The sequence below is a fragment of the Hasllibacter halocynthiae genome, assembly GCF_003003095.1.
Classification (GTDB): Bacteria; Pseudomonadota; Alphaproteobacteria; order Rhodobacterales; family Rhodobacteraceae; genus Hasllibacter; species Hasllibacter halocynthiae.
In genome coordinates this window covers 74,768-96,347 of sequence record NZ_PVTT01000003.1, presented here as the reverse complement: position 1 = coordinate 96,347, position 21,580 = coordinate 74,768, and the positions used below count along the sequence as shown (strand labels likewise).

General features: G+C 69.5%; 25 protein-coding genes, 1 pseudogene and 1 other annotated feature. Of the genes and pseudogenes, 11 read left to right on the top strand and 15 right to left on the bottom strand.

The features are described 5' to 3' along the window. Window positions 1-59: 59 nt before the first annotated feature. Entirely contained in the window at window positions 60-1,301 is a 1,242-nt protein-coding gene (locus tag BCF33_RS13680) for an extracellular solute-binding protein (protein WP_106161847.1), read from the bottom strand. 108 nt (window positions 1,302-1,409) lie between these two features. Between BCF33_RS13680 and BCF33_RS13675 the strand changes: the two genes are divergently transcribed. The 7 genes from BCF33_RS13675 (at window position 1,410) to BCF33_RS13645 (ending at window position 5,045) form a co-directional block, all read left to right on the top strand. After that, window positions 1,410-2,381 carry a LacI family DNA-binding transcriptional regulator gene (locus BCF33_RS13675; RefSeq protein WP_158259442.1) on the top strand — a complete coding sequence of 324 codons (972 nt, stop codon included), beginning with the start codon at window positions 1,410-1,412 and terminating at the stop codon, window positions 2,379-2,381. 47 nt (window positions 2,382-2,428) lie between these two features. Beyond that, a complete protein-coding gene (locus tag BCF33_RS13670) occupies window positions 2,429-2,803 on the top strand; it encodes a type II secretion system F family protein (protein ID WP_106161869.1) in 375 nt (124 codons plus the stop codon). Then, window positions 2,790-3,158 (top strand): prepilin-type N-terminal cleavage/methylation domain-containing protein, encoded by a 369-nt coding sequence (locus BCF33_RS13665; RefSeq protein WP_146132828.1) that lies wholly within the window; start codon window positions 2,790-2,792, stop codon window positions 3,156-3,158. Before BCF33_RS13670 ends, BCF33_RS13665 begins: the two co-directional genes overlap by 14 nt. Further along, on the top strand, window positions 3,155-3,856 hold the full coding sequence (locus tag BCF33_RS13660) for a type IV pilus modification PilV family protein (RefSeq protein ID WP_106161841.1): 702 nt from the start codon (window positions 3,155-3,157) through the stop codon (window positions 3,854-3,856). Before BCF33_RS13665 ends, BCF33_RS13660 begins: the two co-directional genes overlap by 4 nt. A gap of 115 nt (window positions 3,857-3,971) precedes the next feature. Next, window positions 3,972-4,205, top strand: coding sequence for a type II toxin-antitoxin system ParD family antitoxin (locus tag BCF33_RS13655; RefSeq protein ID WP_245883856.1), 234 nt, complete (start codon window positions 3,972-3,974; stop codon window positions 4,203-4,205). Further along, on the top strand, window positions 4,202-4,507 hold the full coding sequence (locus tag BCF33_RS13650; RefSeq protein ID WP_106161839.1) for a type II toxin-antitoxin system RelE/ParE family toxin: 306 nt from the start codon (window positions 4,202-4,204) through the stop codon (window positions 4,505-4,507). The genes BCF33_RS13655 and BCF33_RS13650 overlap by 4 nt, the downstream gene beginning before the upstream one ends. Before the next feature lie 112 nt (window positions 4,508-4,619). Further along, window positions 4,620-5,045, top strand: coding sequence for a GspE/PulE family protein (locus BCF33_RS13645; RefSeq protein ID WP_281260025.1), 426 nt, complete (start codon window positions 4,620-4,622; stop codon window positions 5,043-5,045). On the opposite strand, the gene BCF33_RS13955 is transcribed toward BCF33_RS13645, so the two are convergent. The 6 genes from BCF33_RS13955 to BCF33_RS13620 form a co-directional block, all read right to left on the bottom strand. Beyond that, window positions 5,042-5,356, bottom strand: coding sequence for a hypothetical protein (locus BCF33_RS13955; RefSeq protein WP_146132827.1), 315 nt, complete (start codon window positions 5,354-5,356; stop codon window positions 5,042-5,044). The genes BCF33_RS13645 and BCF33_RS13955 overlap by 4 nt on opposite strands. Continuing rightward, window positions 5,353-7,587, bottom strand: a complete 2,235-nt coding sequence (locus BCF33_RS13640) for an RHS repeat-associated core domain-containing protein (protein WP_158259440.1) — start codon at window positions 7,585-7,587, stop codon at window positions 5,353-5,355. The genes BCF33_RS13955 and BCF33_RS13640 overlap by 4 nt, the downstream gene beginning before the upstream one ends. Before the next feature lie 65 nt (window positions 7,588-7,652). Then, on the bottom strand, window positions 7,653-7,943 hold the full coding sequence (locus BCF33_RS13635) for a type II toxin-antitoxin system RelE/ParE family toxin (protein ID WP_106161833.1): 291 nt from the start codon (window positions 7,941-7,943) through the stop codon (window positions 7,653-7,655). A gap of 9 nt (window positions 7,944-7,952) precedes the next feature. After that, window positions 7,953-8,243: a CopG family ribbon-helix-helix protein gene (locus BCF33_RS13630; RefSeq protein WP_146132826.1), complete on the bottom strand. Its 291-nt coding sequence runs from the start codon at window positions 8,241-8,243 to the stop codon at window positions 7,953-7,955. Between the two features lie 257 nt (window positions 8,244-8,500). Further along, complete coding sequence (locus tag BCF33_RS13625; RefSeq protein ID WP_106161829.1) at window positions 8,501-9,181, bottom strand: recombinase family protein; 681 nt, start codon at window positions 9,179-9,181, stop codon at window positions 8,501-8,503. A gap of 425 nt (window positions 9,182-9,606) precedes the next feature. Beyond that, window positions 9,607-10,485 carry an IS110 family RNA-guided transposase gene (locus BCF33_RS13620; RefSeq protein ID WP_245883855.1) on the bottom strand — a complete coding sequence of 293 codons (879 nt, stop codon included), beginning with the start codon at window positions 10,483-10,485 and terminating at the stop codon, window positions 9,607-9,609. Between BCF33_RS13620 and BCF33_RS14150 the strand changes: the two genes are divergently transcribed. Then, window positions 10,415-11,053: a recombinase family protein gene (locus BCF33_RS14150; RefSeq protein ID WP_245883854.1), complete on the top strand. Its 639-nt coding sequence runs from the start codon at window positions 10,415-10,417 to the stop codon at window positions 11,051-11,053. The genes BCF33_RS13620 and BCF33_RS14150 overlap by 71 nt on opposite strands. Continuing rightward, window positions 11,050-11,301 carry a WGR domain-containing protein gene (locus BCF33_RS13610; protein WP_106161823.1) on the top strand — a complete coding sequence of 84 codons (252 nt, stop codon included), beginning with the start codon at window positions 11,050-11,052 and terminating at the stop codon, window positions 11,299-11,301. Before BCF33_RS14150 ends, BCF33_RS13610 begins: the two co-directional genes overlap by 4 nt. A gap of 12 nt (window positions 11,302-11,313) precedes the next feature. Here the strand turns inward: BCF33_RS13610 and BCF33_RS13605 are convergent, their stop codons facing one another. Genes BCF33_RS13605 through BCF33_RS13595 form a run of 3 tightly spaced genes read right to left on the bottom strand, consistent with a single transcriptional unit; the run spans window position 11,314 to window position 14,744 of the window. Next, on the bottom strand, window positions 11,314-14,172 hold the full coding sequence (locus tag BCF33_RS13605; RefSeq protein WP_106161821.1) for a class I SAM-dependent DNA methyltransferase: 2,859 nt from the start codon (window positions 14,170-14,172) through the stop codon (window positions 11,314-11,316). Then, on the bottom strand, window positions 14,169-14,468 hold the full coding sequence (locus tag BCF33_RS13600) for a type II toxin-antitoxin system RelE/ParE family toxin (RefSeq protein WP_106161819.1): 300 nt from the start codon (window positions 14,466-14,468) through the stop codon (window positions 14,169-14,171). The genes BCF33_RS13605 and BCF33_RS13600 overlap by 4 nt, the downstream gene beginning before the upstream one ends. Window positions 14,469-14,477: 9 nt before the next feature. Then, on the bottom strand, window positions 14,478-14,744 hold the full coding sequence (locus BCF33_RS13595; RefSeq protein WP_106161817.1) for an antitoxin: 267 nt from the start codon (window positions 14,742-14,744) through the stop codon (window positions 14,478-14,480). 197 nt (window positions 14,745-14,941) lie between these two features. Here BCF33_RS13595 and BCF33_RS14145 point away from each other — a divergent pair, with 197 nt between their 5' ends. Beyond that, window positions 14,942-15,169, top strand: coding sequence for a hypothetical protein (locus BCF33_RS14145; RefSeq protein WP_158259437.1), 228 nt, complete (start codon window positions 14,942-14,944; stop codon window positions 15,167-15,169). A 125-nt stretch (window positions 15,170-15,294) separates the two neighbouring features. Here the strand turns inward: BCF33_RS14145 and BCF33_RS13590 are convergent. The 3 genes and pseudogenes from BCF33_RS13590 to BCF33_RS13580 form a co-directional block, all read right to left on the bottom strand. Continuing rightward, a pseudogene (locus BCF33_RS13590) lies at window positions 15,295-16,515 on the bottom strand (IS3 family transposase). Continuing rightward, window positions 16,119-16,235, bottom strand: a sequence feature (AL1L pseudoknot). It overlaps the preceding pseudogene by 117 nt. A gap of 80 nt (window positions 16,516-16,595) precedes the next feature. Next, window positions 16,596-17,831: an MFS transporter gene (locus BCF33_RS13585; RefSeq protein WP_106161815.1), complete on the bottom strand. Its 1,236-nt coding sequence runs from the start codon at window positions 17,829-17,831 to the stop codon at window positions 16,596-16,598. 6 nt (window positions 17,832-17,837) lie between these two features. Beyond that, the gene (locus BCF33_RS13580; RefSeq protein WP_158259436.1) at window positions 17,838-18,695 is read right to left on the bottom strand and encodes a pirin family protein; all 858 of its coding nucleotides are present in this window, start codon (window positions 18,693-18,695) and stop codon (window positions 17,838-17,840) included. A 111-nt stretch (window positions 18,696-18,806) separates the two neighbouring features. Between BCF33_RS13580 and BCF33_RS13575 the strand changes: the two genes are divergently transcribed. After that, complete coding sequence (locus BCF33_RS13575) at window positions 18,807-19,703, top strand: LysR family transcriptional regulator (protein WP_158259435.1); 897 nt, start codon at window positions 18,807-18,809, stop codon at window positions 19,701-19,703. Between the two features lie 226 nt (window positions 19,704-19,929). On the opposite strand, the gene BCF33_RS13570 is transcribed toward BCF33_RS13575, so the two are convergent. Together BCF33_RS13570 and BCF33_RS13565 are read right to left on the bottom strand one after the other, a co-directional pair. Continuing rightward, window positions 19,930-20,967 (bottom strand): sulfotransferase, encoded by a 1,038-nt coding sequence (locus tag BCF33_RS13570; protein ID WP_106161809.1) that lies wholly within the window; start codon window positions 20,965-20,967, stop codon window positions 19,930-19,932. Then, window positions 20,964-21,554 (bottom strand): TetR/AcrR family transcriptional regulator, encoded by a 591-nt coding sequence (locus BCF33_RS13565; protein ID WP_106161807.1) that lies wholly within the window; start codon window positions 21,552-21,554, stop codon window positions 20,964-20,966. The genes BCF33_RS13570 and BCF33_RS13565 overlap by 4 nt, the downstream gene beginning before the upstream one ends. Window positions 21,555-21,580: the final 26 nt, after the last annotated feature.

The window sequence follows — 21,580 nt, the reverse complement described above, 5'->3', positions numbered from 1 at the left end:
GGGGCCTCCTGATGCGGGACGCGGCGGGTCGGGAGGGGCCCGCCGCGTCCCCTGGCCCCTCAGCCGTCGTGGCCGGTCAGGCGGTCGAGGGCGGCTTGGGCGTCGGCCAGGGCCGCGTCCACGTCCCGCTCGCCCAGGAGGACCGCGTTCAGGGCCGAGTTGATCGGCTCCATCCAGGCGCCGCCGTATTCGCCGAACTCGTAGGGCATGACCTGTCCGTCGCCGGTCCCCTGGAAGGCGTTGCGGGAGGCGACCTGGGCCACGTCGTCGCCCTGCAGCCATTCGTTGTCGGCGAGGTCGGCGCGCGAGGGGATGGCGAGCCCCTCCTCCAGGACCCATTGCTGGGCCTCGGGCGAGGTGAGGATGGCCGCCAGCTCCTGCGCGGCGTCCTGGACCTCGGAGGCGGGGTTCACGGCCCAGGCGACGGTGAAGATCAGGTTGCCCCGGTCGCCGGTCTCGGGGTCGCGCGGCATCAGGGTCGAGTTCCAGACCATCGAGGGGGCCGCGTCCCGCAGGTGCGCGATCATCCACCCCCCCTCGAGGGCGACGGCGGCCTTCTCGGAGGACATGCAGCCGCCCATCCAGCCCTCGCCCACGTCGGCCGCGACGACGCCCGCGCCGCTGTCCGCCATGCCGGTGTAGAAGGCGAACGCGCGGCGGAAGTCCTCGTCGAGGACGGTGCGGCCGTCCGCGTCGAAGGGCTCCCACCCGGTGGCCAGGGCGAAGGGGCCGAAGCGGGCGTAGTCGGGCACGAGGCACAGGCCGGCGACCTCGCCGTCCAGGGCGTCCGAGACGGCGACGAGCTTCTCCTCGAACTCGGCCCAGGTGTCGTCGGCGTCCGGCACGTCGACCCCGGCCTCCTCGAACACGTCCACGTTGTAGTTGACGTTGAGCGAGTTGAAGTCCTTCGGGATCCCGAGGAGCGTGCCGTCCCGCGTGAACGCGGCCGCGAGGTTGGGCAGCAGCGCGTCCGCGACGGACTGGTCGGCGATGGGGGCGGCCTGGTCCGAGCGGAAGACGGCGTCAGCCCAGAAGATGTCGACGTAGAAGAGGTCGGCCGCCGTGCCGGCGGAGAGCGCGTTCAGGATGAACTGCGAGAAGTCCCCTTCGATCGGCTCGTAGACGACCTCGATCCCCGCCTCGGCGATCCGGTCGCCCACGGCCTCGGTGATGAGCCCGTTCACGACGGCGGCGTCCTGGCCGCCGAAGCCGGCGATGCGCACGGTCTCGGCCGTGGCCGGGACGGCGGCGGAGAGGGCGGCGAAGCCCCCTGCGAGAAGGCGGATGGGTAGATCGATCATGCGGTTCCTCCCTGGGTCGTATCCTCGACGCCTCGTGCATGAATGCGCATTCATAGCCGTCCTGTCAACGTGGTCGCGGTCCGGCGCGGGGGCCTGTATGCAGTCCCGATGGTCCTCGCCCGCCCCCCGCGCCAGTCGGACGTCGCCCGCCTCACGGGGCTGTCGCAGGCGACGGTCAGCCGCGTCCTGCGCAACGACCCTTCTGTGATCCCGGCGACGAAGGCGCGCGTCTTCGCCGCCTGCGAGGAGCTGGGCTACCGCGTCTCCGTCGGCGCGCGGCTGCTGGCGGAGGGGCGGCAGGCGCTGGTGGGGCTGTCCCTCTCGACGCGGGTCCTGCCGACGGACCGATACACGTCGATCATCCACCAGCACCTCGTCCGCCATCTCGAGTCGAGCGGGTGGGGCACCGTGCTGATCCCGGCGGACGGATTCGACGCCGGCCTCGCGCAGGTCGGGGCGGTGATCCTGATCGGGGTGTCGCGGCGCGACGACCGCCTGCGGCTGGCCCGGGCGGCGGGCATCCCGGCGATCGCGATCGGGCATCCCGAGGAGGAGGCGCCGTCGGTCGCCCCGGACGACCTGGAGGGCGGGCGGATCGCTGCGCGGCACCTGATCGCGAAGGGCCGCCGGACGCTCGCCATGCTGTCGGCCGCGCGCGAGACCGGCGATCCCGGCCTCGCCCGGCGCCGCGAGGGCTTCGTGGGGGCCGCGGGGGAGGCCGGCCTCTCCGTCGCCGTGCTGGAAACGGACCACGCGCCGACCGCGGCCGTGGACGGCTACCGCAGCGCGCTGGCGCTTCCGGGCGGGGTGGACGGCCTGTTCTGCGACACGGACGAGGCGGCGATCGGCGCGCTCTGGGCGCTGCGGGACCGGGGGCGCCGCATCGGCCCGGACGGCGACTGCGGCCTGGTCGGATTCGACGACCTCCCCGGCATGGCCGAGGAGGCGGGCCTGACGACGGTCGCCCAGGACTTCGAGGAGATCGCGCGCGCCGCCCTGTCCCTAAGGGGGCCCACGATCGAGGGAAGGGACGCGGCGCCGGCGATCGTCCCGGTGCGGCTGCGGGAGAGGGCGACCTAGGCCGGCAGGCCGCGAAGGGCGGCGCCGACCCGCCCTCGCCCGTTCCTATCCGACCCTTCGGCCCCGCACCGCCGAGGGCCGGACGATGCGCCTTCAGGCGGGGAGGGGGCAGAGTCCATCGCCTCCCGCCCGAGATCGCCGAGGAGGTGCGGGCGGGCTCCAGCCTCTCCGCCGCGCTCGAGGCCCGAGCAGTCGTGGACCCGGCGAGCCTGTCGATGATCCGAGCCGGCGAGGAGGCCGACCGCCTGCCGGATATGCTCCGCTCCGCCGAAGCGATGCTGCAGGGGCGGATCGCAGCGCGGACCAAGGCGGCGACGGACCTCCTGACGCCCGTCCTGACGCTCACGATCGAGCTCCTGGTCGCCGGTCTCATCCTGTCGGTGATCGGCGCGATCCTGGATCTCAACGATGCCGCGCTCTGACCGCTTGGGCCGGACCGGGGGCTTCTCGCTCCTGGAGACCCTGATCGCCCTTGCGATCCTAGTCGCAATCGCCGCCGCGGTCGCGCCCCGCCTGCGACCGCCGTCCGATGCGAGCCAGGCGGCCCGGATCGCCGCCGCGCTCGGACGCGACCTGGCCGCGGCGCGGGACGACGCGGTGAGGGCCGGGGAAGCGATCCCGTTCGAGGTGGACGGGGCCCTGTCCTGCAAGGAGCCAAGCATCCTGTGGTTCTTTCCGGACGGCACGGCGCTCGACGGTGACCTCTGCGTCGCGTTCGGGAAAGCCCGGCTGGACCTTCGCCTCGACGGCGCTTCGGGGCGCTTGGTGTCGCGATGAGATGGGGGCGGGGCGACGCCGGCTACTCGCTGGTTGAGGTCCTGATCGCCTTCGCGGTCATGGCGCTCGTCCTCGGCGCTCTGATCCCGGGCCAGGCGCGTCTCGGCGAAGCCGCCATTCGCGCGGAGGAGCGCCTTCTGGTGCTCACGGCCCTCCTGGCCGCCACGGCCTCGCGGAACGTCGGGACGGCGACCGTCGGCGGGACGGAGCTGCGGCTCGCGCGCCAGCATGCCGAGGGGGTCGACCTCCTCCGGGCGCTCGCGGAGGGCGGGGGCAAGTTGGCCCTTCCGGAGGGCTATCGGGTCCGGCCGGTGTCCGGCCTCGTCGATCTGAACGCGGCGGACCTGGCGCTGAGACAGATCCTGTTCGACCTGCTCGAGCTCGGACCCGAGGCGGAACGGACCTACGTCGCCTTCCGCAGGAACGCGCGCTTGGCCCGGCTGGACGATCTCGCCGCCCTCGCCGGGCTCGATCCGCCCCGGCGGATGCTCCTGCGACAGGTGTCCACGACGAACTCCGGTGCGCCCGGTGTCGATTCGGACGCGGCTCCCGAAGCGCTACGCGCGGCAATCGGCCTTCGGGGCGATGCCGCCGCGGCGCCGACGAGCGGCACGGTCCTTCGTCTCGAACGCGGGACCATCCCGGTCGGGGAGATCGATGCCGCCGAGGGATCGAGTCGCGTCGTTACACTTCATTGAAGCCGGTTCTCGCGGGGACGGAAGGCGGGCCGGCCGCCTCGTGCACGACGGCGGCCGATGAAGCGGATGGCATTGCACCTATCGCGCGAAACGCCATATCATGGCGCAACACGACATGCGGAGATCGATGATGCCGAACGTCTCGCTGCCCATCGCGATGCAGGATTACGCCGACCGCCAAGTCGAGGCGGGCGTCTACGCCAACCTGTCCGAGGTCGTGCGCGCCGGCATGCGCCGTCTGATGGAGGAGGACGGCGCGGCCGCCTTCTACCTGTTGCGGCGCGATCTGGCCTCAGCCCGCGCCGAGCCCAGCGAAGAGATCGACCTGCGCGAGCTGCTGCTGCCGTGAGGCTTCGGCCGAGAGCACGAGCCGACCTCCTGGCGATCCGGGATTGGGGCACGGAACGCTGGGGCGAGGATCGGGCGAAGGAGTTCCTGGAGGGGCTGATCGAGGCCATCGAACGACTGGAGGCCCATCCCGAGATGGGCCGACCGAGGGAGGCGTTCGGGGCAGGTCTACGGTCGATACGGCATCGGGGCTACGTTATCTTCTACGAGATCGACGGCGGCCGCCCCGTGATCGTCGCGGTGATCCACGAGCGGCGCAATCTCGCTGCCCTTCAATTCGGCGACGCCCTCGAAAGTGAATGACCACGGGAGATGGGCGGCGAGCCTCGTATGCCCCTCTCGGCAACTCCCGTCGGTGGCGCTCTCGGCAAGACGAGGACGGCCGACGGGGGGAGGGGCGCCGCATCGATGACGACTGCTATCCTCTCCTTATGGTGCGAATGGCCCCACGGGCAGCGGGAGGACGACGACGCTCTACGCGATGCTCTCGCGGATCGACGTGGAGCGGCGGAAGGTGGTGACGGTCGAGGACCCGATCGAGTACGCGCTTCCGGGCATCACGCAGACCCAGGTGGACGGGCACGTGGGGCTTGGCTTCGCGCAGGCACTCCGAGCCATCCTCCGGCAGGACCCGGACGTGGTGATGGTGGGCGAGATCCGGGACGAGGAGACGGCGGAGATCGCGGTGCGAGCGGCGCTGAGCGGGCGTCTGGTGCTGTCGACGATCCACACCGGCACCCCCGAGGCGGCGGTGAAGCGGCTGACGGACTTGGGCGTGGCACGCTACCTCTTGGACGACACCCTCCGAGGGGTCATGGGGCAGAAATGCTACTACCCTTAGTCTCCTTCAATTTGAGAATCAGGATAATTTTTTGAAAAAAATTCCTGAGCGCGGTCGAGTGCTTCCATCAAGTCCTTCAGTGACACAGTTCGCTCTGGCACTTTACGGGTCCATACATGATCTTGCCAAGACGCGTCCGATTTGACTGAAATGAGCGCTCGAACATCACTACCATCTGCCTCCGCGTATATGATTACCCCCAAAAGGTCGGGAAACTCGATCTCTACAAAAATGTCATCATAATCAGGCGCATCTCCAACTTGGAAGTTGTAGCTATCACTCCTGATATGAAGGTCTTTCTCGTCGCTCATCGATCCAAGAATCCCCGAAATCGGCCATCTGGCCACCAGAGACCACCTCGGCCGGTCGGTCCTCGGACGGTCGTTCGTCCATCTCCGTCAACTTCGATTGTGGAACCTGGATCACCAAGCAGATCATCCAACATGTCTTGGCCCTGGTCGTTAATGTCATCAGGTGTGCCGCTGGTCGGCGGGTAAGGAGAATCGGGTCTGCTGCCGTGCTTCTCCGCGGATCGGCCAGCGCGCGTCCTGCCTCCATGATCTGGTTCTCTACCAGCTGCCGAAAGGCGATCTCGTTCTTCATCGGTTAGGGGGCGTGGCCCATGCGTTTCCGCGCCGGAACCAACGCCACTCCCTGCATCCTGACCCCCATCCGCTCCTTCGTTGAAGACCGCGTTGATATCGATATCGAGCAGTTCGATGATGCTCTGGGTCACGATGGCCGTCGCGGCTGTGATGGCGAGGCCCGTGCCGATCCCCATCTTCGCGCTGTTCTTCGCGTTCTGCGCGTTTGCCGCGGCGCCATTCAACCCGCTCGGGTCGGTCCATCCGTATGGATCGTTCCAGACGTACGCGTACGTGTTGAGGTCTCCTGCCGCGAACCCGATCGGGTCGCGCTGGAGGAACGTCCCCGTCCGTGGGTCGTAGTGCCTGGCCCGGTAGTAGGTGAGCCCGCTCTCTTCGTCGTGCTCGCGGCCGGTGTAGCCGTAGCGGGGGGCGGTTTGATCTGACCCCTGGAGATAGGTCCGCGCCCCGAAGGCGTCGTACTCGGCCTCCATCGCGACGCTGCCCGTGGCCACGTTCACCGCGAGCAGGATCGAGCCCAGCCGCGAGGCCAGGAGCGAGGTCACCGTGCCCGAGCCGGGGCCCGTGCCGGGCGCGCCCGCACCCGGTCCCGTGCCGGCGTAGCTCTCGACCTCCAGCGGCTCGTCCACGCGGGGGCCGAACGTCCAGCGGCGCAGGAGGGTGGGCGTCCCGCCCCCCACGCTCTCGAAGTCCAGCGCCACGTCGTTCGCCACCGGGTCCGGCGACCAGGGGTCGAGCACGTAGCTCTCCACCGCCCCGTCCACCTCCCGCGCGATCCTTCGGTCGAGCGCGTCGTAGGCGTAGCGCGCCGTCCCCGCGTCGCTCGCATAGCCCACCAGCCGGTTCTGGCTGTCGTAGCTGTAGGTCTCGACCGCCCCGTCCGCCTTGGCGGACCGGCTCTCCCGGTTGCCGCGGGCGTCATAGGCGTAGGTGTAGTCCTCGTCCTCCAGCAGCTGGTTGTGATCGTTGGACACGTGCAGCGCCGAGAGGTGCGAGGCCAAACGGTTGCCCTCCTCGTCGTACGCGTAGTCCTCCACGGGGATCGGCACGCCGCCCTCTCCCGCCGGGATCCCCTCGGCCACCTGGATCAGCCGGTCGAGCGCATCGTAGGACAGCGTCTCCGACCGGGCGGGGTCCAGGCTGTCGACGATCTCCAGAAGCTGCCCGTCGGGGGCGTGGAAATAGGCCAGGTCCGTGAGCGGCGCCCCGGACTGGGAATGCCGCAACTCGCCGAGGAGGCCGTCCACGTAGGCGTAGGCGCTCTCCCGCCCCGAGGTGGAGAGCAGAGAGGTCCGCCGCCCCTCCCCGTCGTAGCCGAACGTGAAGGCCGTGCCCCAGGGCGCGACCAGCCCCGTCAGCCGGTCCTCGGGGTCGTAGGCGTAGCTCAAGGTGACCGCGGGCTGCGGGCCCACCGTGCCGTCCGTCGTCGTGGAGACGAGCCGGTTCCTCTCGTCATAGGCGAAGAGCACGCGGCTGTCGTCGTCCGCCGCGAGCACCAGGTTGCCCCGTGCGTCGTAGGCGTAGAGCAGCACGTAGTCCGGCGTGACCACCTCTATAGGCCGCCCGAGCCCGTCATAGGCGGCGGTCTCGACCAGCCCGTCCTCGCGGGTGAGCGTCGTCAGGTTGCCCCTCGCGTCGTAGGCGCGCCCGATGAACAGCCCGAGCGGGTCCGTCCGCAAAACCATCCGGTCCAAGGGGTCGTAGCCGAAAAGCGTCGTGCCCCCCCGCCCGTCCGTCACCGTCGTGACGTTGTCCCGCGCGTCGTACCCGAACGCCTTCACGAACCCCTCGAGATCGGTGACCTCCACCAGCCGACCCACCGCGTCATACGCGTACTCGTGAACCTCGCCATCGCCGTCGATGTGGCGGACGACGTCGCCGGCGGACGGGGTCGTCGAGGCAAGCAGCAGGACGACGATAGCGCAGAGGCAGTGCATTGAACGATCGTAGCACAGAGATGGCGAACTCGAAGAAGCTCGATCCGCTAAGACCATCCGGCTCGTCAGTCCGCTTCGATCGTGCTGTCGAGACTGCGGCTGTCGATGACGCGTAGGATCTCGATGCGCTCAGGGGCAGGCCGGTAGAGGACGAAGAACGGGGTGCGCGCAATCCGCAGGCGGCGCACCTCCGGGCGATGGGTCGCCGTCCCGATGAACGGGTTGTCGAGGAGCAAACTCTCCATTCGGCGGACGGCCGCCCGCGCTTTGGGCACCCCATCCGGGAAGACCCGCCCATAGTAGGATCGCAGCCAGCGCAGATCAGCCGCGGCCGAACGAAGATAGACGACCCTCATGAAGGCGCCTCAGCGCACGCCTTCCTCTGGACGTATGTCAGCCTCCGGCAGAGGGGCCTCGTGCTCCGTGTCCCAGCCGTCCATCCAGGCGCCCACAGCCTCGGAGGACACGAACTTGCCTTGGTCTGCCTCGTCTACGGCGGCGTCGATCTGACGTCGCAACGCGTCCTGAGCGTCGAGCCAGGACCGGATGGCGCGGGTGGCGACTTGGGCCGCGGGGCGATCAAGCCGCGTCGCCTCCGCCGCGAGCCGGGCTCGCGTGTCGTCATCCAGGCGCAGGGAGACGGGAGTGGTGGGCATAGAGACCTCCGAACAATCGTAGTGTGAGAGAATACGGCCGACGACGAGACGGTGCAAGACGTCCGGCTGCTGCTCGCCGAGGCACGGCGGGCTTCCACGACAGGGATCCATTGTGGGAGGGTTGGTTTTAGCTCAACCACGCCTGGGCTGTCACTTTTCGAAGTCGCTGACAGCGCTGGTCGTTGATCGGCGGGCGTTTGTACTGTCATAGTTGACGCCATTTTCGGTCGGAGCGGTCGTCCTTGTGCGGCGGTTGTCTAATCGCGGGTTGGGGATCGAGCGCTTTCCGCCCTTTTGCCGCCTGCGCTGCCGCTTGCCGTCTTCATGTCGGCGCCGTCCAGCAGGTCCCGTCCCGGCTTCTTCAGACCCCCGTCCGCGTGGAGGTAATGGTAGAGCGTCGAGGGGCTGACGCCGCCGAGTTCCTCGCAGATCGACGGGATCGATCGCTTGGCGTCCGCCATGAGGTGCATCGCGTAGCGCAGCTTGTCGAGCGTCATCACGCGCGGGCGGCCGCCCTTGCGGCCACGGGCGCGGGCTGCGGCGAGGCCCTCGCGCACGCGCTGGCGGATCACGTTGCGCTCCATCTCGGCGAAGGCGGCCTGGATCTGCAGGAAGGCCCGGCCCTGTGGCGTGGTCGTGTCCATGGGCGAGTTGAGCGCCCGGAAGCTGATCGCGCGCGCGGCGAGGTCGTCGATCAGCTGCACGAGCTCACCGGCCAGGCGCCCGAGCCTGTCGAGATCGAGCACCACCAGCACGTCGCCCTCGCGTAGCCAGTCGAGGCAATCCTTCAGGCCCGGCCGCTCGTCGGCCTGCCTGGCTCCCGAGATGCGATCCTCGAAGACGCGCTTGCATCCGGCGGCGCGCAGGGCATCGAGCTGCCGGTCCATGACCTGCCCGCCCTCGGCGGTCGAGATGCGGGCATATCCTACGAGCGCCATCGATCTCTTCCTCCATCTCACGACAAACGCCCGGCGCGTGTCGGTATCGGATCACTGTTTCCTGCGGGGTTGTCGTGAGCGCAAGGTGGCGCTGGCAGTGCCCTCGGGGCGACGCGTGGCAGTTCGCGGCAAACAGATGGTTGTCGCGAGGCGTCGTAGGGTCCGACCGGATCGGGGCGGGCGCATATGCCGGGCTCGGGGTTGTCTTCGCGGTCGGCACGGATCCGCTGCACGGGCGGCCGCCGCACGATGATATCCGAAACGAAGTCCCGCAGGGTTAGCGAGCGCAGTTCTCCACTCGGAGCTGCCGCGGGCGGCGTAGCGCGGTGACCAGGTCGCGTCCCGGCGGACGCTCCGCCGCGAGCGACGGATCTCAGTGATCTATCCCTTTTCCAGTTCGGGTCGAATGACGGGGTGGGAGCGGCTCAGGCTGTCGCCTCACTGGCCTCGAAGGGCCGCTCGCTGCGCCACATGGCGTGCAGCACCACGACGAGCTTGCGGGCCACCGCCACGCTCACGCGCTTGAACCCGATCCGCTCGCGCAGCGCCGTGCCCCACTGGCGGATCGCGCTGTCGGTCTTGCAGCGCGTCAGAATGTGCGCAGCCGCCTCATAAAGGTACGAGCGCAGGAGCTTGTCGCCGTGTCGCGAGGTGCGTCCCTGCATGTCGATGGTGCCGGACTGGTAGCGCCGGGGCGTGAGCCCGATCCAAGCCGCCGCCGTCCTGCCCGACCGGAACGCGGTCGGATCGCCGATGGCGCCCACGAATCTCAGGGCCGCCAGGTGGCCCACGCCCGGTTTCGTCATAAGGAACTGGCATCTGGGATCGGCGCGGACGACCGCGCGGATGGTTCGGTCGTGCTGCACGACTTGCGCGCGGACCGCTTGCCAGGCCTCCAGCATCGGCATCGCGATCGGCCCGAGGTCGGGGCGGCCCGCGAGGTGCTCGCGCACGCGGCGGTCGAAGACCCGCGCACCGCCATTGCCTGGCCCCGCCGCCAGCATCAGCCCGAAGGTCCGCAACGCGCCGCGCAGGGCGTTGCCCACGTCGATCTGCGCGCGCAAGAGCGCCCGCCGGGCGTGGATCAGCGTCCGCATGCGCACGTCGTCCCACGGCTTCAGGCGCACCTCCCGATAGAGGTCCGCGCGGAGCAGGTGCGCCAAGCCCTGCGCGTCGTTCGCATCGGTCTCGTTCGTCGTCAGCGACAGCGCTGCATGCGCTTGCCGGGCATCCATGCAGACCGCCGGCGGCCCGCGGTCGCGCAGGCCATGGCAGAGCCACGTCGCCCAGCAGCACGTCTCCACGACCGACCAGGACCTCGCCCTCCAGCGCGAGGCGCTCGAACGGGCGGGCTGTACGGTGATCCGCGAGGAGAAGGTGTCGGGCACCTCGGGGCAGGGCCGGGAGGAGCTGCGGACCCTCCTTGAGTTCCTCCGCCCCGGCGATGAGCTGGTCGTCACGCGGGTGGACCGACTGGCCCGCTCCATCGGGGATCTCCAAGACATTGTTTGGGAACTGCGCGCGAAGGAGGTGGCCCTCGTCGCGACCGAGCAGCCGATCGACACCTCGACCGCTGCGGGCAAGGCGTTCCTCGACATGCTGGGAGTGTTCGCCGAGTTCGAGACCAATCTGCGCCGCGAGCGGCAGATGGAGGGGATCGCGAAGGCCAAGGCGCGAGGGGTCTACAAGGGGCGCAAGCCGTCGGTGGACGCGGAGCGCGTGCGACGGTTGCGCGAGGCGGGCCGCCGCCCGACCGAGATCGCCGCCGAGATGGGGATCAGCCGGTCGACCGTCTGGCGGGTGCTGACCGCGGACGGGCAGGGGGACCGGTCGTCGGAGACCGCCGCCGCCTCTGCCGGTGAAGACGCATGACCCAGCTCGACCTCTTCCCCACCGCCGCGCACCTCACCCGGATCGACCCCGAGGAGGACGCCTTCCGCTACTACTCCCTCGCCGTCATGCCGGACCTCTTCGGCGGCGCCGCCCTCGTCCGGCCCTGGGGGCGGATCGGGGTCAGCGCGACGGCGCGGATCGAGCTGCACCCGAGCGAAGGCACCGCCGTCGATGCTCTGCAGGCCTGGAAGATGCGCAAGACCCGACGAGGCTACAGAGAGGGGTAGACGGCATCGCGGTCACGCCCGGGCACGGTTGAGTTCAAGCAGCCGGGCGAGGGCGTCGTCCTCTGCGATGTCCTCGGGCCAGCCGTAGGCGGCGGCCACGGCGGCGTCGAGGCGGCGGTGGAGGCCGTCGAGCCAAGCGGGCCGGGCGTTGTAGAGGTTGGTGAGGGTGCGCTTCTTCAGCTCGGTCGCGGCGGCCTCGTCCACGGGGAGCAGGCGGTCGGGATAGCCCTCGACCACCTCGGGGACGCGGCGCACGAGGTCGGGCGGGTTCAGCCAGGCCTCGCGCTTGTCGTCCAGCTCGCGCGCGGCGGCGGCGATGGCCTGGGCGCGGGGGTCGGCGGCGTAGGCGGCGGCGGGGAGGTCGGGGGTGAGGCCTTCGGGGAAGGGGAAGGTCTCGAAGGTGGTGGAGGGGGTATAGCGGGGACGGTCCTCCAGCGAGGTGCCCATGCGGAGCGACCACGCCTCGTGGAAGCGGGAATGGAGGATGCCGAAGGTGGTGTCGTCGTCGCGGGCGACGCAAATAAGCTGACTGTCCGGCAGAACTGACTTTGCTGTCCAAACGAAAAGTCGATGTTTAGCAACGCGAGGCGTAGCAACGTATCGCAGACGTGCACCCAAGGCTTCGAAGAGTGCTGGTCGTGGCCGTTCATGCTCATACCAGACCTTGGCGTAGCCCTTCGATTGGATCGCCTTCCGTTTGTCCATGACGTGAACGACAAGATACTCGAAGGGCTGCTCGTATAGTGAAGCCTCCTGCAACGAGAATTGGCCCATCCCGTAGTCGATGATCCACTTGTCAGGCCAACGTCGAGTCAAGGCCATCCCGTTCGCCCAGGGTCGGACGACGTCGCTGTTCGGCTTCCCGTTGGGGTTTCCGCGCGCGCGGAGGAACCGACGTGCAATCTCCCCATCCACGTCAAAGGCCCCGCCTTTGGTATCGCCCATAAAGGCGACACCCCGGTTCTCCCCCAACCGCGCCGCCCCCGTCAGGTCCAACCCCGCCGTCAGGTCCGCCGCGATCCGCCCCACCGCCTCGCCGTCCAGCCGGGGCGCCTCCGCCTCCGCCCCGAACATCACCATCGACACCCGCACCGCCGCGCCCGCCACCGTCCACGGCTCGTCCGACCACGCCTCGAAGATCGCGCCCGCCTCGGCCGGGCCGGCCAGCACGCTGCGGTTGGCCCCGCCGCGGATCGAGTTGGTCGTCACCAGCCCCACGCGCGCCGCGCGCCCGGCCGCCACCGCCCGCCAGGCCGCCGCGACCCAGTAGGCCACGAGGTCCACGCCGCCGGGCACGTCGGGATAGGCCGCGCGCAGGGCCTTGGCATAGTCCTCGCCCAGCTCCGCGATCATGCGCTTGTTGCCGAGGAAGGGCGGGTTTCCGACGATGAACTCCGCCTCTGGCCAGGCGGCCGCCGTGCCGTCCTCCGCCAGCACCGCGTCGCGGCACTCGATCGTGCCGAGCGGCTTCAGGATCGGATCCTTGGACGCCTCGAACCCGTTGCGGCGCATCCACTGGATCTCGGCGATCCAGGTGGATACGCGGGCCAGCTCGGCGGCGTAGGGACTCAGCTCGATCCCCAGCACGCATTCGGGGCCGACGGACGGGGCAGGGCGGGGCAGCCCCATCGCCTCGGCGTCGAGGTTGGCCCGGTGCTCGAGGTCCTTCAGCGCCGTCAGCGTGAGGTTCAGGAAATTGCCCGAGCCGCAGGCCGGGTCCAGCACGCGCACGCCGCGCAGCCGCTCGAGGAACCCGAGATGCGCCTTCATCGCGCGGTCGTGCGCCCGGTTGGCCCGCCGCGTCGCCGCCCCCGCCTTGGCTGCCGCCCGCGTGGTCGCGGCGTCCTGCTTGGCGGCCCGCTCCTCCTCCAGCGCCGCTTCGATGGCGGCGCGGGCCGCGTCCCACTCGGCGCGGAGCGGGCGCAGAACGACCGGCTCCACGATCTGCATGATCTTCGCCGCGTCGGTGTAATGCGCGCCGAGCTGGCTGCGCTTGCCCGGGTCGAGCCCGCGCTCGAAGAGCGTGCCCAGGAGGGACGCGTCGATCTGGCTCCAGTCCATCTTCGCGGCCTTGCGGAGCATGGCGATGTCGTCGGCGTCGACGGGCAGGGCGGTGTCGTCGTCGAAGAGCCCGCCGTTGAACCAGGGGATCGCGGTGAAGCCCACGCGCCCACCCCGGCTCGCCATCGCGGCGAAGAGGGCGCGGCAGTTCTCCTCGAAGCTGCCGGGGTCCGAGGCGAAGACCATCTTCTCGAACATCTTCTCGGGCAGCAGGCGCACGTCCTCGGCGAACATGCAGAAGACGAGGCGGTTGACGAAATGGGCCACGACGGGGGCGTCGTGCCCGGCCTGGCGTAGACGCAGCGCTAGGTCGGCGAAGGTGGCGGCTGCGTCCTCCGTCAGGTCGGCGCGGGTCCTCTTCGGGCGGAAGCTACGCGGCTCCTGAAAGGCACGGCGGAGCAGGTCGCGCTTGTCGGCATCGCGCAGGTCGCCGATCGCGATGTCGTGCCGCTCCTGCACGGCGCCGGTGAAGGCGGTGCGGATGACGATCCGCTGCGTGTCCGAGACGATCAGAAGCGGCGGGTTGTCGAGCGCGGGGGCGTAGCGCTGCACCTGCGCATAGGCCGCGTCGAGGTTCGCCTTCGTCTTCTTGTATTCCCAGGCGAAGGCATCCCTCAGCCAGACGTCCGCCCAGCCGTCCCCGCCGGTGGTCTTGGCCGCGCCCTTCTCGAACTCGAAGCTCCCAGCCGTGGCGGGGGAGGGCGGCTCGACCCCGAGGAGGCCGCAGAGCGCGATGAAGTGGGCCTGCGCCGAGGCCCGCTCCGACAGCGGGTTGTCCGACCAGGTGCGGATGAACTCGTCCGGCGTCATAGGCGGTCCTTCAGCCGGTTCACGAGTTCCATCCGCTCGTGGAGGACCGTGATGACGATCGGCCGGTCGCTAGTGATCCAGAAGATATAGTGATGCTCGCAGCGAAAGACCCGCACGTCCTCGGGCAAGGGATCGTTCGCCCGCTCCCGCGCGCTCCCATCGCCGATCGCCGCGCAGCACGCCTCGATCTGATCGAGGTACCTGTCGGCCTGGTCGAGCCCCCACCGGCCGGAGGTGTAGTCCCAGATGCCCCGCAGGTCCTCTTCCGCCGCGAGGGCGAGGTCGTAGTTCTTCATCCGGTGCCGCTATCGTCCCGCTTGCGCGCGAGCCTCGCGACGGATGTCAGCCGCTGACTTCGTCGACAGCTCCCCCCGCTGGGCTTGGTCGATCCGCAACCTCAGGAAATCGGTCAGTGCGCCGAACGCCTCCTGCTCGGTCATATCGTTGAGCAGGGGGACGTCACCGAGGGTTCGCTTGAGGACGAACTCCTTGATGCTCTGGCCCCTGAGGGCGGCGATCGCCTTGAGCTTCTGATGCTCTTCCGGCGTAATGTCGATCGAGAGGCGGGGCATGGATCGAACCTACCATCTTCTCCGCACAAAACAACATTTGATGTTCCCGTGCGATGTTCGCCTGATTATGGTCGATACACCGCAACCAAAGCACGATGGATGGATGAAACTCCTACGGTTCAAAGTCACTAGCTTCCGCTCGGTCGCCGATAGTGGATGAACCGAAGCGTCCGATGTGACCGCGCTGATCGGGGAGAATGAGGCGGGCAAGACTGACCTTCTTCTGCCGCTACGCCGATATGCGCGCGCAGCCAGAGAACCATCGGATCATCTACTGCGAGTTCGAATTGGACGACGATGAGTGTGCCCTGGCGGAGCGCTTCGGAGTCGATCCGAACGCGAGCGATAGGATCACCGTTCGTCGCAACTATGCCGGTCAGTATGACATCGACTTCACAGCCGACACGAGTATCTCGACGACATAGACCTACGAGCAGGTCGAAGTCGCTAACGAGCCCGACGAAGAACAAAATGAGATCGATAGGAGTCCGACCCTCTTCGCTGAGCTCCTTGAACCGCGCCGGTTTTGCCGGAGGCTAATTGGTCCTAGTTACGCGGCCATGTCCGATCTTTCTGGGTTCGCGTAGAAGTTTGCCTCGGCCTCTGCTGGCGGAATGTTACCGATAGGTTCCAGCAGGCGGTGGTTGTTGAACCAGTCGAGCCATTCGAGTGTGGCAAATTCCACCGCGTCGAAGCTGCGCCATGGCCCACCCCGGTGGATGACCTCGGCTTTGAACAGGCCGTTGATCGTCTCGGCCAGAGCATTGTCATAGCTGTCGCCGACGCTGCCGAGGAACGGTTCAATGGCCGCTTCTGCCAAGCGCTCGGTGTAGCGAATGGACAGATGTTGCGATCCGCGATCCGAATGATGAGCCAGGCCCGCTCCAGGTCGTCGCTGATGAACGGCCTGTTGGAGGGCGTCGAGAACGAGCCTGGCATGGGCCGTTCGACTGACCCGCCATCCCACAATGCAGCGCGCAAACGCATCGATGACAAAGGCTACGCGAACGAAGCCCTGCCAGGTGACGACATAGGTGAAATCGCTGACCCACAGCATGTTCGGTGCCGAGCCTTGAACTGACGGTTCACCTTGTCCAGCGGGCACGACTGGGACTCGTCCGGGATTGTCGTCTTCGGGTTCCTGCCTCGAATGACGCCCTCAATCCCCATGTCCTTCATCAACCGCGCCACCGTGCACCTAGCCAAATCGAAGCCTTCCCGGCTCATCTGGTGCCAGACCTCGCGAACGCCTTAGACCTTGTAGTTCTGTTCCCAGGCGCGCTCGATCTCGGGCTTCAGGGCCGTATCCCGCTTCGACCGATCCGACATCGGATCGCGGTTCGCCCGCCTGGCCATGTGATCGTAGAACGTGGATGAGGCGATCGGCAGGTGCCTGCAGATCGGCTCGAACCCGATTGCCTCTCGGTGTTCTTCGATGAACGCGGTCATGTCCGGGACCGGCGGTCGAGCTCCGCCTGCGAAAAGAACGTCGATGCCTTCCGCAGGATCCATTGGCCTGCTTCAGCTCGCAGTTCTCGCGTTCCAGAGCCTTCATCCTCTCGGCCATCTCGGTCGTGACACCTGCACGGTCTCCGCGATCGACCTCGGCCTTCTTGACCCACTCGTTCAGCGTCCGGGGCGCGCAACCGATCTTCGATGAAATCGACAGGATCGCCGACCAGCGGCTCTTATGTTGCCCGGCGTTGTCCAGAACCATGCGAACGGCACGCTCGCGCACTTCGGGGAAACACTCGTTCGTCGTCTTGCTCATGATGCTCCATCCTACTCAGGAGTTGGAGCCCCCGGCAAAACCGGCGCGGTTCAGTCGACCATTCCGACCCGGCCGGCCGGTCACTCGCCGACCGTCGGTGCCGCGACTGCCGGCGGATGACCGGGCCCCTGCCTCCTCCCTCCTTTCCGCGGTTGCTGCCGTAGCTCCAGTCCCAAGAGGATGGCACCCAGAAGCGCGAGGACTGCGGCGAAGAGGCCGAACACCGCGCCGAGCGGAAAGGCGGTGGCCAGCAGGCCCGCCAGAAGCGGCGAGGCGAGCTGGCCGGCGAAGACGAGGGTCGTGAGCAGGCCGGCGGCCCGGCCGCGGGCCGCCTCGGGCACCTCGGCCATGAGCCAGCTGAGCTGGTTCGGCATCGTCGCCCCCAGGCCGAACCCGACGACCAGCGTGCCCGCGATCACCTGCGGCAGCCCGCCCGCCGTCGCGATGAGGGCGTAGCCCGCGGCCATCAGCAGGAAGCTCGCGCCGAAGATAGCCTGCGGCCCCATGCGGGCGCGCAGCGCCGGGAAGGCGAGGGCCGAGAGGGTGCTCGCCGCCGTCACCGCCGCGATCGCGGCGCCCGCGGCGAGGGGCGCGTCGATGCCGATCTCCGTGAGCAGGAACGGCAGGCGGGTCGGGATCACGTAGAACATTGCCATCGTGAAGAAGGCGAGCGCCCCGATCCGCGCGACGACGCGCCAAGGCATCGGCGCGGCCCCGTCCGGCGCCGGGCCGGCGGGCGCGGCCCGCCCCAGCAGGCCCAGCATCACAGCGAGGGCCAGCGGCAGGGCCGCGAGGTAGATCGCGAATGGCCCGCGCCAGGATAGCCCCGCCAGCAGGCCCCCGAGCAGGAGGAACGCGATCCCGCCCGCCGACATGGCGGCCGCCTGACGCCCCATGAGGCGGACCCGCGCGGCGCCGCTCCAGTATTCGGCGGCGAGGATCGTCGCGACCGTCATCGTCCCCGCCACCCCGATCCCCAGGAGGACCCGCCCGGCCAGGAGCTGAGGAAGCGTCGTCGCCACGAGTCCCGAGGCGCCGCCCGCCGCATAGAGCGCCATCGCGGCGGCGAGCAGCCACTTGCGCTCGATCCGGTCGGCCAGCGCCCCCGCCAGCCCCGCCGTCAGGACGATCGCCAGGGAAGGCAGGCTGAGGACGAGCCCTGACAGCGTCTCGATGTTCGGCACGTCCGCGAAAGCCGCCGCCAGGCCGGGGAGGGAGGGCGCGATGGTCGCGTTCGCCATGATCGTGAGGCACGAGACGGCGAGCACGATGGCGGTGATCGCCGGGCCGGGGCCGGCGGCGCGGGGGGAGGCCATGCGGCCCTATCCCGCCCGCCGGTCCGCGAAGGCGGTCAGAGCGCCCATCAGCCCCGCGGCGAAGGCTTGCCGGAACCCCTGGAGCTCTTCCACCGTGGAGGCGACGAACGGCCCGCCAAGGATCGGCTCGCGGTGGAGGGGGCAACCCGCGAAGAGGACGAGGCGCGCGCCCTCCGCGCCCGCCTCCACCGTCAGGCGCGTCCCGCCCGGCGCCGTGAACAGCGCCTCGTCGGCGCGCGCCCGGCCGCCGCCCGCCGCCGCCTCGCCCGACAGGACGTGGAGATAGGCGTGCTCGCCGTCCTCGAGGTCCTGCGCGAAGCGCGCGCCGGGCGCGAGGGTCGCGTCCACCAGCCGGAACGGCGTCGGAAGGCCGATCTGCGTCTCCATCCCGTTCGACGCCCCCGCGACCACGCGGATGCGCGCGCCGCCCTTCTCCGAGATGGGGATCCGGTCATTCGTGACATGGATGGCGCGCGGCGCGTCCTGGCGGTTTGCATCCGGCAGGTCGATCCAGATCTGAAAACCGAGCGCGGACCGGCCTTCGACGACGTTCGTCTCCTCGTGCTGCAGGCCGCGTCCCGCCAGGGTGACGTGCAGCTCGCCCGGCGCGATCGTGTTGACGAAGCCGGTGCTGTCCTGGTTCAGGAAGGCAGTCTCGCTCTCGGGCAGGATGTAGGTCATCACCGCGAAGCCCGCATGCGGATGCGGCGGGAAGACCGGGCCGCGCATGTCGAAATGGCTGGCGACCAGGAACGGGTCCATCCGCGCCCCGACGAGGCCGCGGGTGACGTCGCGGGTGGACAGGGCGGGCGTGTCGAAACCCTTCGGAATCGCGACGATGGTCTCTGCGGTGCGGTCGGTCATCTCGGGGCTCTTTCCGTGCGGTTGCGTCTGCGGAAGAAATACATGGTCCCGAAATCGGAGGTAGTCCGCCGATCCTGGTTTCATCGTCCAGAGATCTGGATAATAGGACGCATGGATCTCAACGCCCTGAAGGAGTTCGTCGCCGTCGCCCGCGCGGGCTCCTTCGCGAAGGCCGCACTGGGGCTGGGGACGCCCAAGTCGACCGTGTCCAAGCGCGTGCAGGATCTCGAGGCGGCGCTCGGCGTGCGCCTGATCGAGCGCACGACGCGCGCCTCGCGCCTGACCGCCGAAGGGACGGCCCTGCTGCCCCGGGCGGAACGCATCCTCGCCGACGCGCGCGAGGCAGAGCGGCTCGTCGCCGCGGGCGGCTCCGAGCCCGAGGGGCATCTGCGCCTGCGCATGCCCTCGCTCTTCGCTCAGGCCTTCGGGGGCCGGCTCATCGCCGCCTGCGGCCGGGCCCATCCCGCGATCACCCTCGAGATCGTCCTGCTCGACCGCCCCGTCGACCTGATGGCCGAGGGCTTCGACGGCGCCGTCCATGTCGGGCCCCTGGCGGATAGCGGGCGGGCCGCGCGCGTGTTCGCGGAGGCCGAGACGATCCCGGTGGGCGCACCGGGTCTGTTCGAGGCGAGGGCCGTGCCGCGGACGCCGGCGGACCTGTCAGACCTGCCGGCGCTCCTCCATGGGCGCGACCTCAAGGCGACCTGGCCGCTCTTCGCGAATGGCCGCAGGTTCGACGTGCCGGTTTCGGGCCGAGCCGCGGCCGGCTCGCTGACGGTGCTGCGGGACGCAGCCCTCGCCGGAGCCGGGATCGCCTACCTTCCCGAGTTCGTGGTCCAGGGCGACCTTGAGGGCGGCGCCCTCGTGCGCCTCCTGCCCCACCATTCCGGCACCCGCACGCCCCTGTCCTTCGTCTACCCGTCCCCCCACTCGATCACCGTCCGCCTGCGCGCCTTCATCGAGGTGCTCGTCGCCCAGTTTCCCGAGCGGACGTTGCCGCGACTGTAGGATCGATCGTCATGCCATCGGCACTCCGGCCGGCCAACGTCGGGTCTGGTCAAGACCGTGAACGGCAGACGGCACATCTCGACGTATCGACGGGCATGCCTCGTCGAGACGCCCGTCGGGGCGATCCGCGCATCATTTGGGTTGCAAAGCGGATGTTGTCGCCTGCCGTATGGGTGTACCTGCATCGACCGTCTGATCAGTGCCGACTCGTCGCGATCGACGGCGGTCAACACGTTCGGGAGCCTAGCCACCGCCGCACGGCGTCCTCACCCGGGGCGCAGGAGCGCATGAGTTCGTCACGTTCTTCGGTATGCAGGTCGGGGATCCGGCTTGGCCGACGCCGGGGCAGCCGCTCGGCGGCGGCCAGCCATGCCTCCGGCGCGTCGCCCGCGATGTACAGACCCAGGCGCTCGATCTCCGGTCGAGGGGCGCGGCACAGGTCCTGGTAGCGGATCGCGAGAGGCGCATGCCCATCGAGAGCGCGCAGCCCGGCGGACGTGACGGCAGACCAGAAGGCGCCGCAATCGGTCAGGGAGGGCTGCGTCGCGGCGATGCGCCTGACCGCGCCGAGGCCCCCCAGGGCGGCGACGAGCGGCCAAGCGGCGCCGCGCCCATAATGGCCGGCCTCGCCCAGAAGGTCGATCCCGATGGGTCGCAGGCGTCGCCAGGCCCAGATGGCGACCCGCGCCGCCGGATAGTCCCGCATCGACAGCGCGGTCTCGGCCCCGTCGCGCAGCAGCAGCACGGGCCGCGCTTCCGGAAACGTCGAGAGGAGCGTGCGGGCCGCCACCAGCGAGCCGCCCGACCGCTCGACCCAGATCCGCCGGCCGCCGACGTGCCGTGCCAGCGCCGCGAAGAGGGCCCGGTACTGATCGCCCAGGTCGCGCACGCCCCAGTCGCGCGCCTCGGCGCCGAGCTTGGCGAAGAGGGCGTCGGGATCGTCGCTCAGATGCGGCAGCGTCACCGCGAGGATCGGCGGGCATCGCCAGGGATCGTGCGCGGAATACGGCGCCGCGCCGTAAAGGAACTCGCCGGGCGCGGTCTCCGGGTTCGCGATGGCCGAAAAGGCCCGCGAGGGCGTCGAGAGGCGGGCCCAGAAGCGCGCGCCCGACACCCGCGCCGGCCGGAAGGCATAGGGCCCTGCGGTGGCGAACAGCTCCGACAACGACAGGATGCTTGGATGCAGCCGCAGGATGCGCGACACCAGCGTCGAGCCGCAGCGGGCCGAGCCGAGGATCAGCCCCCCGCCCGCGAGGGCACTCATGCCGGCCCGGCCTTGATCGCGCGCACGGTCGTCTCGACCGCCTCTCGCGCGAGCGCCTGCGCGGGGCGCGCCGTCACCATGTCGAGCCGCCCGATCGCCGCCAGCGCGACCACGCCGTGGACCGACACGAAGAGCTGCTCGGCCAGGTCGCGCGCCCGCGGCCCGGCGCCCAGCTCCGCAAGCGGCGCTGCGATCCGCCCGATGAGGCGGTCGATCAGCTCGGTGTACCAGGGCGGAAAGCTCTCGGTCTCGCGCGGGCCCTCGAAGAGGCCCCGCCAGACGTCGCGCCGTTCGAGCATGAACGCGACATAGGCGTCGGCGAGCCGGTCGAGCCAGTCCGCCGCGGGCCCGTCCGGGACGGCGTCGATCACCGCGGCGAGCTCGAGGAACGTCTCGCGGTTCACCTCAAGCAGCACGGCATTGAGGTTCCCGAACACCGCGTAGACCGTGCCCGGCGTGGCGCCGACCGCCCGCGCGAGCGCGCGCGCCGTCAACGCTGGTGGCCCGCCCTCCTCGAGCAGGCGCCGCGCGACACGGATCGTCGCCGCGCGCAGCGCGTCGTGGTCGTAGGAGCGGGGTCGGGCCATGATCGGTTCCTGAACGCTGTTCAAAA